The organism is Kitasatospora sp. Ki12 (genome assembly GCF_054601375.1).
This window is the reverse complement of the sequence record NZ_BAAIHT010000002.1, coordinates 2,228,715-2,242,571: the sequence shown is the minus strand read 5'-3', so window position 1 is coordinate 2,242,571 and position 13,857 is coordinate 2,228,715. Positions and strand designations below refer to the sequence as shown.

Genomic DNA, 13,857 nt, shown 5'->3' with positions numbered 1-13,857 from the left:
GGGACGCACCATGCACAAGCCGCTTCGGCTGCCGCAGCAGGATCGGGCCGACTTCGAGACGGAGCTCGGGCGGGCGCTCGGTGCGCCGGAGGTGCGGGCGGCGCTGCGGGAGGGCGGGGGCGAGGCGGGCGGGGTGGAGTGGCTGCGGCGGGCGGCGCGGGAGAACGCGGAGTTCGTGCTGGCCGCGGCGGCGCCGGAGTACGAGCGGTACGCGGCGCTGCGGGCCGACGCGGACGCGGTGGCGCGGCTGCCGGTGGATGTGCCGGCGCGGGAGCGGGCGTCGGGGTGGTGGGGGGTGCTGGGGGTGGTGGTGCCGATCGTCGCCGGGGTGGCGGCGGGAGTCTTCCTGCTGGCGGGCTGGCTGCTGGACCTGGTGGAGGACCTGGACGTGTTGGCGCACGCGCTGCTGAGCGCGGGGTGGGTGGCGGCCGGGGTGGCCGCGGCGAGTCTGCTGGTGGGCGGGGCGGGGTTGCTGGGCGCGGCGGCCCGGTCGTCGGCGGCGGTGGGTGCGGAGGCGGACGGGCCGGGGGAGTTGGCCCGGGCGCGGGCGGCCTGGCGGGCGGCGCTGGCGGAGCGCGGGCTGCTGCCGTACCTGGTGGCGCAGGCGAACGCGGCGGCCGGTCAGCGGGGTTGATCGAGGTTCGGGGTGCGGGCGGCGTCGACGAGGAGCTGGGCGGCGTCGAGGGGGATGGCGAGGCGGCGGGCGATCCAGAGGGCGGGGCGGCCGGCCCGGGCGAGCATCCAGGCGGAGTACAACTGGCCCAGCTGGGGCGCGCCCTGGGCGAGCAGGAGGGGGCGGACGGCTTCCATCGGGAAGCCTTCGAGGGCGCGGGCGCTGTATTCGCGGCCGTTGGGGCCGGCGGGTGGCAGGGGGAGCGGGCGGCGGGCGTCGAGCCAGCGGGTGAGGAGGACGGCGCCGACGACGAGGAGGCCGGTGCCGGAGGCGCCGATGAGGATTCCGCCGATGACGGGGCGGTCGTCCTCCTTGGCCATGCCGAGGGCGATCTCCTCCAGGACGAGCAGGCCGAGCACGGTGAGCAGCACCGCCGCTTCGCCGGGGCGAGGACGGGGCCGGGACGTCGACATGCGGAACCTCTTCCTCGGCGGGCTGACCGGGGCGTTCGGGCGGGCGCGGCGATTCACCTCCCGTACAACGGCGGTGGGCGGCGCGGGGCACGCTCGGGCGGGCCTGGTGGTGAAGTGCCGGACTCGCGTTGACGTACCGTCATGGTCCTTGTGTCGTCGGCGGGTTGATCGTAAGGGTGGATGCTTCGGTGGGGCGGGGAGCTCTGCTGCGGGCCTCGGGCCAGGATAGCCCGGGCCCACCGAGCTCGACGGGCTCGACGGCGATGTCGAAGGAGCGGAGCCCGGCCGCACCGGAGGCGTCCCGAGGCCGGGCGGACGGGTGGCCGGGCGGGCGTCAGCGGGCCAGGAGCGGCAGCGGGGCGCCGGTACGGGCCGGGAGTTCGAGGCGGGTGAGGAGCGCGGAGGGCGAGACCTCGACCACGCGGCAGCCGGCCCGGTGGCGGCAGTGGCGGGCGACGGAGCCGTGGCGCAGCCGGTCGAAGCGGCGGCGGGTGGCGGCGCCGAGGACGAGCAGGTCGTCGGGGCCGCTGACGGCGCCGACGAGGGCGGGTCCGGGGTCGGCGTCGACCACCAGCGGGTGGATGACCAGGCCGGACGGGTAGCCGCCGTAGGCCTGCTCGAAGGCGATGTCGAGCCGGCGTCGGGCGGCGTGCTCCAGTTCGGAGCGCGGGCGCAGTCCGTCGCGCTCGCCGGCGGTCCAGGCGGCCACGGGCACGAGCACCGCCTGGTGCCGGGCCGCCTCGCCGACGGCGTGGTAGAGGGCGGCCAGACTGCTCAGTGATCCGCTCAGGCCGACGATCACTCGGGTGGTCCCGGTCATGGCCGTTCGCCTCCGTCTCTCCGGATCGGCTCCGGTGGGGTGACCCGCGGGTTGGTCCGTCGGGGTGGCCCGGTGGGGTTCTCCGGTTCGGTACTCCTCGCTTCGGATGACTCCAGTGAACCCCGGAACGACCTGCTCCGTACCGGCGCTGACACCACCATGACGCGGGCCGCACCCGTCTTGACGGCCTCCTGACGGGTGGGCCGGCCGGGTGGCCTCAGCCGAGCCCCGGGACGAACTGGATCAGCAGGTCGATCGCCTTGATCCCGAGGAAGGGCAGGATCAGCCCGCCCAGCCCGTACACCCGCAGGTTGCGGCGGAGCAGGTCGGTGGCGGAGGCGGGCTGGTAGCGGACGCCGCGCAGGGCGAGCGGGATCAGCGCGACGATGATCAGGGCGTTGAAGATGATCGCGGAGGCGATCGCCGAGGTGGGGCTGTGCAGTTCCATGATGTTGAGGTGGTGCAGCCCGGGGTAGGCGCTCGCGAACATCGCGGGGATGATCGCGAAGAACTTGGCGACGTCGTTGGTGATCGAGAAGGTGGTCAACGCGCCCCGGGTGATGAGGAGTTGCTTGCCGACCCGGACGATGTCGATGAGCTTGGCCGGGTTGGAGTCGAGGTCGACCATGTTGCCGGCCTCCTTGGCGGCGGGGGTGCCGGAGTTCATGGCGACGCCGACGTCGGCCTGGGCGAGGGCGGGTGCGTCGTTGGTGCCGTCGCCGGTCATCGCGACCATGTTCCCGGCTGCCTGCTCGCGCCGCAGGTGGGCGAGCTTGTCCTCGGGGGTGGCCTCGGCGAGGAAGTCGTCCACCCCGGCCTCCTCGGCGATGGCCTTGGCGGTGAGCGGGTTGTCGCCGGTGACCATGACCGTGCGGATGCCCATCCGGCGCAGCTCGGCGAAGCGTTCGGCGATGCCCTCCTTCACCACGTCCTTGAGTTCGACCACGCCGAGCGCGCGGGCGCCGTGGCGGTCGTGGACGGCGACCAGCAGCGGGGTGCCGCCGGCTGCGGCGATCCGGTCGACCAGCGGTTCGGCCTCGGCGGGCAGCCGCCCGCCGGAGTCGGCCACCCAGCGGGCGACGGCGCTCGCGGCGCCCTTGCGGATCAGGCAGCCGGTGCCGTCGGGCCAGTGCAGGTCGACGCCGCTCATCCGGCTGTGCGCGGTGAACGGGACGGGCCGCTGCTCGCCGAGCTCGCCGGGGGAGCGCGGCGGCACCCAGTACTGACGGTTCGTCAGTTCGACGAGTGAGCGGCCCTCCGGCGTCCCGTCCGCGACGGAGGCCAACTGGGCTGCCTCGGCCAGCTGTTCGGTGGTGGCGCCGGGCAGCGGGTGCAGGGCGACGGCCCGGCGGTTGCCGTGGGTGATGGTGCCGGTCTTGTCGAGCAGCAGCACGTCGACGTCCCCGGCGGCCTCCACGGCGCGGCCGGAGAGGGCGATCACGTTGCGCTGGACGAGGCGGTCCATGCCGGCGATGCCGATCGCGGAGAGCAGCGCGCCGATCGTGGTCGGGATCAGGGCGACCATCAACGCGACCAGCACGACGGTGGTCTGGGGCGCACCGGCGTAGATGGCCATCGGCTGGAGGGAGACCACGGACAGCAGGAAGACGATGGTGAGCGAGGCGAGCAGGATGTTGAGCGCGACCTCGTTCGGGGTCTTCTGCCGGTCGGCGCCCTCGACCAGGGTGATCATCCGGTCGATGAAGCTCTGGCCGGGGCGGGAGGTGACGCGGACGACCAGGTGGTCGGAGAGCACCCTGGTGCCGCCGGTGACGGCGGTGCGGTCGCCGCCGGACTCGCGGATGACGGGCGCGGACTCCCCGGTGATGGCGGACTCGTCGACGGAGGCGACGCCTTCGACCACCTCGCCGTCCTGGGGGACGACCTCGCCGGCCGGCACCAGCACGATGTCGTGCAGCAGCAACTGCCCTGCGGGGACGGTCTCGTGGCGGTGGTCGCGGGTACCGACCCGCCAGTGCGGCAGCCGCCGGGCGGTGGTGCCGGCCTGGGCGCGGCGCAGCGAGTCGGCCTGGGCCTTGCCGCGGGCCTCGGCGACGGCCTCGGCCAGGTTGGCGAACAGCACGGTCAGCCAGAGCCAGAAGGAGATCACCCAGGCGAAGACACTCGGGTGGACGACCGCGGTGAGGGTGGTGAGCGCCGAGCTGGTCTCGACCACCAGCATCACCGGGTTGCGCGCCATGACCCGCGGGTGGAGCTTGCGGACGGCGGCGGGCAGCGCCTCGGCGAGCTGCCGGCGGGTGATGAGCCGGCGGCGCCCCGTCGGGCCGGTGGGCCGGTGGCCGGGGTGGTGCGGCGGCTGCCCGGGGGCGGGGGCCGGGGCCGGGCGGCGGAACAGGTTCTGCTGCCGGCTGGTGGCGGCAGGGCTGGTGGTGTCCGGGGTGGTGAGGGCCGAACGGCGCATCGTCTCGGGGGACCTTCCGGGCCGCCCGGTCGGACGGGGCGGCGGTTCGGGGAGCGACGGGGGACGGCGGACAGCCCACCACCGGTGTCCCGCGCGCCATGCCGCTCTTGACACCGGCTTGGCGGCGGAGCGGCCGTCCTTGACACCTCCCTGACACCGCGCCCGGGCCGCCGTCAGGGGGGCATCAAGGTCGGCGGCGGGGGCGTAGGTCCTGCGTCAAGGGCGGGTGCGGTGGGTGTGCGGAGGGTCTCCACTGGAGGGGGCCGGGCGTACGACGCCAGCTGTGCGGCCGCAAGACGCGGGCAGCCCGGCCGTACGGCCCACCACTCGAAGGGACCCCGCCATGACCACCGCCACCCTCGTCATCGACGTCGACCGGCCGCCGGCGCGCGCCGTCCGCCTGGTGCCCGCCACCGGACGCCAGGACCGGCCCGAGCCGCCGGAACCGGCCCCGGCCGCCGAGGCCGACCGCGCCCGCACCCGCCCGGCGAACTGCCGCTTCGCGATGCACTACGAGGACTGACCGGCCGGCGCCCGAACCCACCCGACAGGAGCATCCCCATGACCCAGCTCACCGCCCCACCCGTCACCTCCCCGGCGGCCGCCCCCGCCGACGCCCCCGCCGACGCCCCCGCCGACGCGCTCGGCGGCCCCTGGCCGGCTTCGGCGCGGCCCGGCCGGGGAGCCGACCTGCTGGTCGGCGGGGTCGGACTGGCCGAGGCCGCCGAGCGGTTCGGCACCCCGCTGTACGTGCTGGACGAGGGCGAGGTGCGGGCCAGGGCCCGGGCGTACCGGCGGGCGCTGCCGCACGCCGAGGTGCTGTACGCGGCCAAGGCCTTCCTGTGCAGTGCGATGGCCGACTGGGTGGAGCAGGAGGGCCTGGGCCTGGACGTGTGCTCCTCGGGCGAGCTGTGGCTGGCGGTCTCGGCGGGCTTCCCGGCCCGGCGGATCCTGCTGCACGGCAACGCCAAGTCCCCGGAGGACCTGCGGCTCGCCCGGCGGCTGAGGGTCGGCCGGATCGTCATCGACGGCCCGGCCGAGATCGCCCGACTGGCGGCGCTGGTGGCCGCCGACACCCCGCAGCGGGTACTGGTGCGGGTCGTCCCGGGGATCGCGGCCGGGCACCACGAGGCGGTCCGGACCGGGGTCGGCGGCCAGAAGTTCGGCTTCCCGATCGAGGGCGGGGACGCGGCCGACGCGATCGCCCGGGTGCTCGACCAGCCCGGTCTGGAACTCGCCGGTCTGCACTGCCACCTGGGCTCGCAGATCACCGAGGTGGAGCCGTACCTGCGGGCGGTGGACGCGTTGGTGCGGCTGCTGGCCGAGGTGCGCGAGCGGCACGGCGTGGAGCTGCCCGAGCTGGACCTCGGCGGCGGCCACGGCATCCGCTACCTGCCCGGGGACGCGGAGTTGGACCCGGCCGAGTTCGCCGTCCGGGTGACCGACCGGGTGGCGGTGCGCTGCGCGGAGGCCGGACTGGAGGTGCCGCGGCTGCTGGTGGAACCGGGCCGCGCGATCGCCGGGCCGGCCGCGGTGGCGGTGTACCGGGTGCTGTCGGTCAAGCACACCGCCGACGGCCGCTGCTTCGTCGCGGTGGACGGCGGCATGAGCGACAACCCGCGTCCGGCGCTGTACGGATCCCCGTACACGGTACGGCTGGTGGGCCGCCGCTCGGAGGCGGGCGCGGTCCGCGCGGACGTGGTCGGACGGCACTGCGAGGCCGGCGACGTGCTGGTGCGCGACGCCGTGCTGCCCGCCGACGTCCGGCCGGGGGACCTGCTGGCGGTCCCGGCGGCCGGCGCGTACCAGCTGTCGATGGCCTCCGGGTACAACCTGGTCGGCCGTCCGGCGGTGGTGGCGGTGCGCGACGGCCGGGCCCGGCTGCTGATCCGCCGGGAGACGGTCGAGGACTTCCGGCTGCGCGAGGTCGGACGCTGAAGCGGCTCAGCGCTTCAGCGCCTCACGGCTTCACGGCTTGATGGCGACGCCCGCGTAGAAGGAGACCTGTGCGTCGGTGACGCCGGCGGGGAGCAGCCCGTCGGTGGGGGTTTCGGTGTCGTCGTGGCTCCAGCGGTGGGCGGGGACGATACCGGGGCCGAGGAGATCGAGGCCGTCGAAGAAGGTGGCGAACTCGGCCTTGGGGCGCAGCCGGAGGGAGGTGCCGGCCTGGTTGTAGATCTCCTCCACCCTGGAGGCGCCGGACGGGTCGAGTTCGGCGGTGGCGTGGGAGAGGACCAGCGCGGAGCCGGCCGGCAGGGGAGCCAGGAGGTGCTTGACGATGGCGTGGGCGGCGTCGAGGTCGGGGACGAAGTGGAGCAGGGCCACCATCGAGAGGACCACGGGCTGCGTCAGGTCGAGGGTCTGCGCGACCTGGGGGGTGGCCAGGATCGCGGCCGGGTCGTGGACGTCGCCGTGGACGTAGGCGGTGCGGCCCTGGGGGGTGCTGGTCATCAGCGCGCGGGAGTGGGCCAGGACGACGGGGTCGTTGTCGGCGTAGACCACGCGGGCCCGCGGTTCCACGGCCTGGGCGACCTCGTGGAGGTTCGGAGAGGTGGGGATGCCGGTGCCGATGTCCAGCCACTGGCGCAGGCCGCGTCGGGCCAGGGCCCGGGTGGCGCGGTGCATGAAGGTGCGGTTGGCGTGGACGGCGGTGCGCATGGTGGGGAACACGGTCAGGACGCGTTCGGCGGCCTCCCGGTCGACCGCGAAGTTGTCCTTGCCGCCGAGGAAGTAGTCGTACATCCGGGCGCTGTGCGGTATGTCCTGACGTATGTTCAGTGCGGCCGATTCGGTGGACCCGAACTGGACGGCCGTCACCAAGGTCTCGTCGGTGCTCATTCCGTACTCCCTCATCGGTGATCATGCCAGGGCTCGCCGCATTGTAGCCAGCTGCCGGCCCGGCCGACGTCACCGTCCCGCTGCCCCTGTGGTAGGCGGACGGTGAACAGCTCGACCATCCGCTCCTCCACGCGGCGCACCGCCCAGGTGGTTGCTGCGCCCCGCCCGGAAGCGGGGAAAAGCGGGTGAACGGGCGTGGCGCCGTCGGTAGGGTCCCGCCCGTGACGGACTGGCTGGAGATCTACGAGAGCGACTGCGCCCTTCCCCCGGGGCGCCGGCTGGACGACCTGGTCGCGGAGCTGGCGCGGGCCCTGGGGGACCCGGCCCCGGAGATCAGGGACGGCTACCCGTACGCGGTGCTGGCGACCTGGATCGAGCGCGGGGTGATCGACCGCGACCGGCGCCTGGCGCTCGGCGACCTGATGGCCGATCGGTTCACCGATCCGCGGACCGAGGCCAGGACCTTCGCCGCGCTCGTCCTGGAGATGATCGTGCGCGGGGGCGACCTCCGGCCCGGCTGGGTCGAGGCCTTCGCCGCCTGGTACCGCTCGGAGACCGACCTGCGGGGCCACGACGCCGCGCTCGGCTGGCTGCACGCCGTGGCGCACGGCGCGGACCTGCTGGGGACGTGTGGCCTGCGGCCCGAGGTCGATGCCGAAGCGCTGCTCGCGCTCGCCGCCGAGCGGCTGCTGGCCCCGACCGACTACCTGTTCGCCGAGCGGGAGGACGACCGGCTCGCCAAGGCCGTCGGTCTCGTCCTCACTCGGGGCGACCTGACGGCGGAGCAGTCGATTGGATGGCTGTCGCCGATCGGATCCGCGCTCGCCCCGCACGAGCGAGGGCCGATGCCGGCCTGGGCCTCCAACACCGTACGCACCCTCCGCGCCCTGTACCTCGCCGCGGACCTCGGCGTCTCCGCGCGGCGCGACGGCCACCGCGCCCCGCTCGCCCACGGCGAAGCGGTCAAGGCTCGGCTGGCCGAGGTGCTGGCCCCGGTGTTCCCGTACTCCTGACCCGTCCGGACGGATCTCCCGACGGATCTCCCGAGGATCTTCCGACGCGATATCGGACGAATCGCGGGGTTCGTCATCCGACGGAGCGTCAGGAGGTGGCAGGAAGACGCCAGAAGACGTCGGGAAGTCGGTGCGAACGCGACCACTTCGTGGGCGATCGCTGTTAGGCTGCGCGCCTGAATCCCAACTCACCGGGATTCCAGCAGATTTGGACGAGGGCGTGAACACCCTCCCGCCGGGCGGGATCGGCTGGGGCGGGCCCGCCCCAGCCGACACCCGAGGAGCCAGGTGAAACCCGAAGAGCTGCCCCTGCTGTTCCAGGTGCTGGCCCACGAGTTCACGGACGTGACCGGCATGTCGGTGGCGGCGACCGGCTCGCTGGCCAGGGGCGATCACCGCACCGGGCCCGGCGGCGAGATCGTCTCCAACCTCGACCTGGTCCACGTGGTGGCCGACCGGGCCGACGTGCCGGAGGCCCGCGCGGTGGTCGGCCGGGTGATGCGGCGGATATCCGACGCCTTCCGGATCGAGACGACGTCCACCATCGCCGTGCTCCCGGCGTTCCGGTCCGCCGGGCACGCCCACTACCGGAGGAGCATGCGGCCCGAGTGGTTCTGCGACGGCCTCGGACTCGGGCCGGCGGCCTTCGATCCCCCCGGCCGCGAGGACGGCGGCCCGCTCGCGGCCCTGGCCTGGGCGCTGCAGCCGGTGCCGTACTACCTGGCGAAGGCCACCGCACTGGACCCGCCGACCAACCTGGCCAAGGCCCGGAGGCACGCGCGGCGGCTGGCCGACCGCTTCGGCCTGACGGAGGTGCGGGACGGCCTGGACGACCTCCCGCGCGCCCTGCGCGAGGTGATCGCCGGACACGGTCTGACCCCGCTCGACTCCACCGCCCGCTACCTGGACACCCCGACCCACCCGGCCATCGCGCAGCTCGTGCGGGACGCGGTGTTCGTCGAGGCCATGGGCCTGGTGTCCGCGGATTCGATGATCGCCATGCTGCCCTCCGTACGGCAGCCCGCACGCTCACGGCCCTCCGCCGCACTGTCCGCCGTATCGCTGTCCGCCGTCCCGAACTGACCGGCACCTCCCCGAACCCACCGACTGGAGCGCGCCGCATGTCCACCCGGCAGCACGTGGAGATCCTGCCCCCGCACCCGCTGCGGGCCGGCTACGACCGGGCCCTGGAACGCGGGTCGATCGCCGACCGCTTCCAACGGCGCCTGGAGCCCGCCAACTTCAACCCCGGCTACCTCGGCGATCTGACGGCGCGGGTCGAACGGGCGCTGCGCCTGGACCCGTCGGACGAGACCATGAGGTGGCGCCTGGCGTTCCTCCTACTCCAGAACAACGCCACCGCGGCGGCCGTCGAGCGGGCCGGGGAGCTGCTGGCCGGTGCCAGCCTCCCGCAGGCCGGGCGGCTGGCCCGGCTGGTGGCCGGGATCCGGGGCCGGGCCGGCCGGCCGCGGACCGGCCGTCGGGTCAGACGGGTCAACTGGTCGATCAACAACCGCTGTCCGATGTCCTGCCAGGGCTGCTACAACCCGTTCGCCGCGGAGCAGATCGACCTCGCCCAGGCCGAGCTGATCGTCGGGAAGCTGGCCGCGCACGGGACCAGCGACCTGGTGCTGGCCGGTGGGGACCCGCTGCTGTGGCCGCCGGTCTTCGACGTGGTCGACCGGGCCGTCGCCGCCGGGCTCAAGGTGGGCCTGGACACCACCGGTTACACGCTCACCGCGGCGAAGCTCGCCCGTCTGCGCGGGCTGTCCTCGCTGCGGCTGCCGCTGGACGCCGTCACCCGGGACGTGCAGCGGGCCTTCCGCCGCAGCCCGGACGACCGGCTGCTGGACGCCCTGCTGGAGTCCCTCGCCCTGTGCGACGCCGAGGGCTTCGACCGGGTGCGGGTGCACACCGTGGCGAGCGCCGCGAACCTGCGTCAACTGCCGGAGCTCGCCGAGGAGGTGCTGTCCCACCCCTCGGTGGCCCAGTGGGTGATCTTCCAGTGGTGGGGCCGCCGGGCGTCGCCGGAGACGGTCCGCCGGCTCGGGGTGGAGGTGGAGGCCGTCCGCGAGGTGGTGGCCGGGATCCGGCGCGACCACCCGGACCGGGAGATCCACCTCGCGGAGAGCGGCGAGCGGGAGCTGCTGAACTGGATGATCCAGTCGAGCGGACAGGTCGTCACCTTCGGCTCGGGCGCGGAGGAGGAGTTCATCCTGGGCAACCTGCTGACCGACGAGGTCGAGGAGATCCTGACCCATCCGATCCTGGACTTCGAGGCGATGGCCCGCGGGATCCCGGTCACCCCGGGAACTGTGTTCGGCCCGCCGGACGGCGCACCCGACGGCGCACCCGACGGCGCACCGGACGTCCCGCACGGCTGATAACGGAACGGTTGCGGAGCCCGTCCTTCCCCCGCTCGGGTCTTGACGGCACGGGGAGGGCGGGCGTTTGCTGTGTCCCGCTCGTTGGAACCTGTTCGGTTCTGGTTTGTTTTGTGTATTTGAACGTTCAAAACACCCGGACGGGCACCCATCCCCCACCCCCTTCAGCCTCCACCCTCCAGCGCCGCCCCACCGAGAGGAATGCAATGTCACACCTTTCCCGACGCGATCTGCTCCGCACCTCCGGAGCGGGCTTGCTGGCCCTCACCGCCGGCGGCGCCCTCGCGGCCTGCGGCGGCGGCTCCGGTTCGGGCGGTGCCGGCGGCGACGCCGAGAGCGGCACCGTCACCGTCTGGTCCTGGGCCACCGCCGCCGAGGCCCTGCGCGGCGTCGTCCCGGCCTTCGAGAAGGACAACCCCGGGATCAAGGTCGACGTCCAGGACATCGGCGAACCCGCCATCTGGGACAAGATCACCGTCGGCATGGCGGCCGGCGGCCAGGGCCTCGGCGACGTGCTGCACATCGGCTGCGACTACCTGCCCGGCTATCTGGAGAAGTTCCCCGGCGGCCTCGCCAACCTCTCCGAGTTCGGCGCCGACGCCCACAAGGACGCGTTCGCCAAGGGCCTGTGGCCGGTCGTCACCGGCAAGGACGGCCACGCCTACGCGCTGCCCTGGGAGGTCAACCCGCTCGGCTTCTTCTACCGCAAGGACTACTTCGACAAGGCGGGCGTCGACCCCGAGTCCCTCGCCACCTGGGACGACCTGATCGCCGTCGCCGACCGCTTCAAGGCCGCCAACCCCGGCATCGCCATGGTCGGCCTCAACAAGGCCGCCAACCCCAGCCCCGACCTGGACTTCCTCCAGGGCCTGATGCAGCTCCAGGGGGCCTTCTACTTCGACCTCCAGGGGAGGATCACCGTCGGTTCGGAGGCGGCCGTGCGCGCCCTGACGATCATCAAGCGGCTGGAGGAGGCCGGGATGATCGCCGACACCCCCGGCGTCCAGAGCTGGCCGCCCGTGATGAAGGCCGGCAAGCTCGCGGTGGCCGCCATGCCCGCCTGGGTCGCGCACTACCTGGAGAAGAAGTTCACCGACCAGAGCGGCGACTGGCGCCTCACCAAGCCGCCGGCGGTCACCCCCGGCGGCAAGCGCACCGCGCTGGTCAACTCCACCCACCTGGCCGTCGCCGCCTCCAGCCCGCGCCGCCGGGCCGCCTGGAAGTTCGTCGAGTACGCGCTCACCCGCACCGCCGCGGTCAACTCCATGTTCAACGCCGGCGGCGTCTTCCCCGCCCTCACCGCGGCCTACGCCGACCCGCTGTACGCCGCGCCGAGCGCCTTCTACGGCGGCCAGCCGGTGCTCAAGACCTTCGCCGACCTCGCCACCGACGGCGGCGACCCCACCAACTACTCCGGCGACTACGCCCGCGCCCTCAAGCTCGTCAGCGACGCCCAGACCAAGGTCCTGCTCAAGGGCGCCGACCCGGCGGCCGTCCTCCAGGACGCCGCCAAGCAGCTCGCCCAGCAGACCGGACGCACGATCGCATGACCGCCGCCGTCCCGTCCGTCACCCTCGCGAAGGACGCCGCGCGGGCCCACCGCAACGCCCGCCGGCGCCGCACCGCCGTGCCCTACCTGCTGCTCGCCCCCGCCCTGCTGACCTTCGGCGTGTTCAAGGCCTACCCGGTCGTCGACTCGCTGCTGCTGTCCTTCACCACCGGCTCCGGCACCGCCAGCCACGCGGCCGGACTCGCCAACTACCGCCGCCTGCTGGACGATCCGCTGTTCTGGACGGCCCTGCGCAACACCGGCGAGATCCTGGTCCTCCAGGTGCCGCTGATGCTCGGCCTGGCCCTGCTGACGGCCGTCGGCATCAACTCGGCGCTGGTGCGCTGGCGTACGGTCTGGCGGCTCGGCGTCTTCATGCCCTCGGTCACCGGCCTGGTCGCCACCGGCGTGATGTTCGCCTACCTGCTCAAGGCCGACGACGGCGCGGTCAACTGGCTGCTGAACGCCGTCGGCCTGCCCGCCGTCGACTGGCTCGGCCAGCCCTTCTGGGCCCGGATGGCCGTCGTCCTGGTGCTCACCTGGCACTACACCGGCTACAACGCCGTCATCTACCTCGCCGGACTCCAGTCCATCCCACGGGAGTTGTACGAGGCCGCGATGGTCGACGGCGCCGGTCCGGTCCGCCGGTTCACCGCGATCACCGTCCCCGGCCTGCGCCCGGTGCTGCTCTTCACGATCGTGCTGTCCACCATCGGCACGCTCCAGCTCTTCGACGAGCCGTACGTGCTGACCGGCGGCGGGCCCGACAACGCCACCCTGACCGTCTCCATGTACCTGTACCAGAACGGCTTCCGGTTCTTCGACTTCGGCTACGCCTCCGCCATCGCCTACGCGCTCACCCTGCTCGTGTCGGTGCTCGGCGCGGCCCAGATGCGCCTGATGGGAGAGCGCGACACATGAATCCGACGAAGCTGCGCGGCTGGCCGCTGACCTTCCTCCTGGCCGGCGTCACCGGGCTGTCGATCGCCCCCTTCTACTGGCTGGTGGTCTCCTCCACCCGCAAGGACACCGAGGTCTTCGACTGGCCGCCCAAGCTGCTGCCCGGCGGGAGCCTCGGCGAGAACCTGAGCCACCTGGAGCAGAAGATCGGCCTGCTCAGGGTGGTCGGCAACTCCCTGCTGGTGGCGGGCGTCCAGACGCTGGGCGCCCTGGTCGTGGCGCTGCTCGCGGGCTACGCCTTCGCCAAGTTCCGCTTCCGCGGCCGCACCCTGCTCTTCGCGCTGCTGCTCTCCACCCTGGTGGTGCCCGAACAGGTCATGCTGGTACCGCTGTTCAAGATGATGATGAACCTCGGCCTGCTCGACACCTACCAGGCGCTGATCCTGCCCGGGCTCTGCGTGCCCTTCGCCATCTTCCTGATGCGGCAGTCGCTGAGCAGTCTGCCGGACGAACTCCTGGACGCCGCCCGGGTCGACGGCGCGGGCGAACTCCGGGTGCTGTTCAGCGTGGTGGTGCCGGTCATGCGGCCGGTGCTGGCCGCCCTGTCGATCTTCCTCTTCCTGGGCTCCTGGAACCAGTTCGTCTGGCCGCTGATCGCCCTGCGCAGCCCCGAGATGCACACCCTGCCGGTCGCGCTGGCGACCCTGCACGGCAACAAGGCCAACACCGACTACGGCGCCATCCTCTCCGGCACCGCGCTGTCCACCCTGCCGATGATGGTCCTCTTCCTGGTCCTCCAGCGGCAGTTCATCTCCGGCCTGCTGGCCGGCGCCACGAAAGGCTGA

The 13,857-nt window shown here is 73.5% G+C and carries 13 protein-coding genes; 9 read left to right on the top strand and 4 right to left on the bottom strand.

All coding sequences use genetic code 11. The features are described 5' to 3' along the window. Positions 1–10 precede the first annotated feature (10 nt). On the top strand, positions 11–634 hold the full coding sequence (locus ACYP53_RS27290) for a hypothetical protein (protein ID WP_459649361.1): 624 nt from the start codon (positions 11–13) through the stop codon (positions 632–634). Here ACYP53_RS27290 and ACYP53_RS27285 read toward each other — a convergent pair. The 3 genes from ACYP53_RS27285 to kdpB form a co-directional block, all read right to left on the bottom strand. After that, positions 622–1,086: a hypothetical protein gene (locus tag ACYP53_RS27285; protein ID WP_459649360.1), complete on the bottom strand. Its 465-nt coding sequence runs from the start codon at positions 1,084–1,086 to the stop codon at positions 622–624. The two genes, ACYP53_RS27290 and ACYP53_RS27285, sit on opposite strands and share 13 nt — an antisense overlap. A gap of 334 nt (positions 1,087–1,420) precedes the next feature. Beyond that, positions 1,421–1,906, bottom strand: coding sequence for a universal stress protein (locus tag ACYP53_RS27280; RefSeq protein WP_189917039.1), 486 nt, complete (start codon positions 1,904–1,906; stop codon positions 1,421–1,423). A 217-nt stretch (positions 1,907–2,123) separates the two neighbouring features. Further along, positions 2,124–4,328 (bottom strand): potassium-transporting ATPase subunit KdpB, encoded by a 2,205-nt coding sequence (kdpB, locus tag ACYP53_RS27275; protein WP_459649359.1) that lies wholly within the window; start codon positions 4,326–4,328, stop codon positions 2,124–2,126. A 343-nt stretch (positions 4,329–4,671) separates the two neighbouring features. Between kdpB and ACYP53_RS27270 the strand changes: the two genes are divergently transcribed. Both ACYP53_RS27270 and lysA read left to right on the top strand, forming a co-directional pair. Then, positions 4,672–4,851: a hypothetical protein gene (locus ACYP53_RS27270; protein WP_459649358.1), complete on the top strand. Its 180-nt coding sequence runs from the start codon at positions 4,672–4,674 to the stop codon at positions 4,849–4,851. A 38-nt stretch (positions 4,852–4,889) separates the two neighbouring features. Next, the gene (gene lysA, locus ACYP53_RS27265) at positions 4,890–6,266 is read left to right on the top strand and encodes a diaminopimelate decarboxylase (protein WP_459649357.1); all 1,377 of its coding nucleotides are present in this window, start codon (positions 4,890–4,892) and stop codon (positions 6,264–6,266) included. Positions 6,267–6,296: 30 nt separating this feature from the next. Here the strand turns inward: lysA and ACYP53_RS27260 are convergent, their stop codons facing one another. Further along, a complete protein-coding gene (locus tag ACYP53_RS27260) occupies positions 6,297–7,166 on the bottom strand; it encodes an SAM-dependent methyltransferase (RefSeq protein WP_189917047.1) in 870 nt (289 codons plus the stop codon). Positions 7,167–7,387: 221 nt separating this feature from the next. On the opposite strand from ACYP53_RS27260, the gene ACYP53_RS27255 reads away from it, so the two are divergent. The 6 genes from ACYP53_RS27255 to ACYP53_RS27230 all read left to right on the top strand — a co-directional run bounded on the left by ACYP53_RS27255 (position 7,388) and on the right by ACYP53_RS27230 (position 13,857). Continuing rightward, positions 7,388–8,179 (top strand): DUF2785 domain-containing protein, encoded by a 792-nt coding sequence (locus ACYP53_RS27255; RefSeq protein ID WP_459649356.1) that lies wholly within the window; start codon positions 7,388–7,390, stop codon positions 8,177–8,179. Positions 8,180–8,467: 288 nt separating this feature from the next. Beyond that, positions 8,468–9,262: a hypothetical protein gene (locus ACYP53_RS27250; protein WP_459649355.1), complete on the top strand. Its 795-nt coding sequence runs from the start codon at positions 8,468–8,470 to the stop codon at positions 9,260–9,262. 38 nt (positions 9,263–9,300) lie between these two features. After that, positions 9,301–10,563, top strand: a complete 1,263-nt coding sequence (locus tag ACYP53_RS27245; RefSeq protein WP_459649354.1) for a radical SAM protein — start codon at positions 9,301–9,303, stop codon at positions 10,561–10,563. A 206-nt stretch (positions 10,564–10,769) separates the two neighbouring features. Continuing rightward, entirely contained in the window at positions 10,770–12,113 is a 1,344-nt protein-coding gene (locus ACYP53_RS27240) for an extracellular solute-binding protein (RefSeq protein ID WP_459649353.1), read from the top strand. Further along, positions 12,110–13,033: a carbohydrate ABC transporter permease gene (locus tag ACYP53_RS27235; RefSeq protein WP_459649352.1), complete on the top strand. Its 924-nt coding sequence runs from the start codon at positions 12,110–12,112 to the stop codon at positions 13,031–13,033. Before ACYP53_RS27240 ends, ACYP53_RS27235 begins: the two co-directional genes overlap by 4 nt. Continuing rightward, positions 13,030–13,857: a carbohydrate ABC transporter permease gene (locus ACYP53_RS27230; protein WP_189917065.1), complete on the top strand. Its 828-nt coding sequence runs from the start codon at positions 13,030–13,032 to the stop codon at positions 13,855–13,857. Before ACYP53_RS27235 ends, ACYP53_RS27230 begins: the two co-directional genes overlap by 4 nt.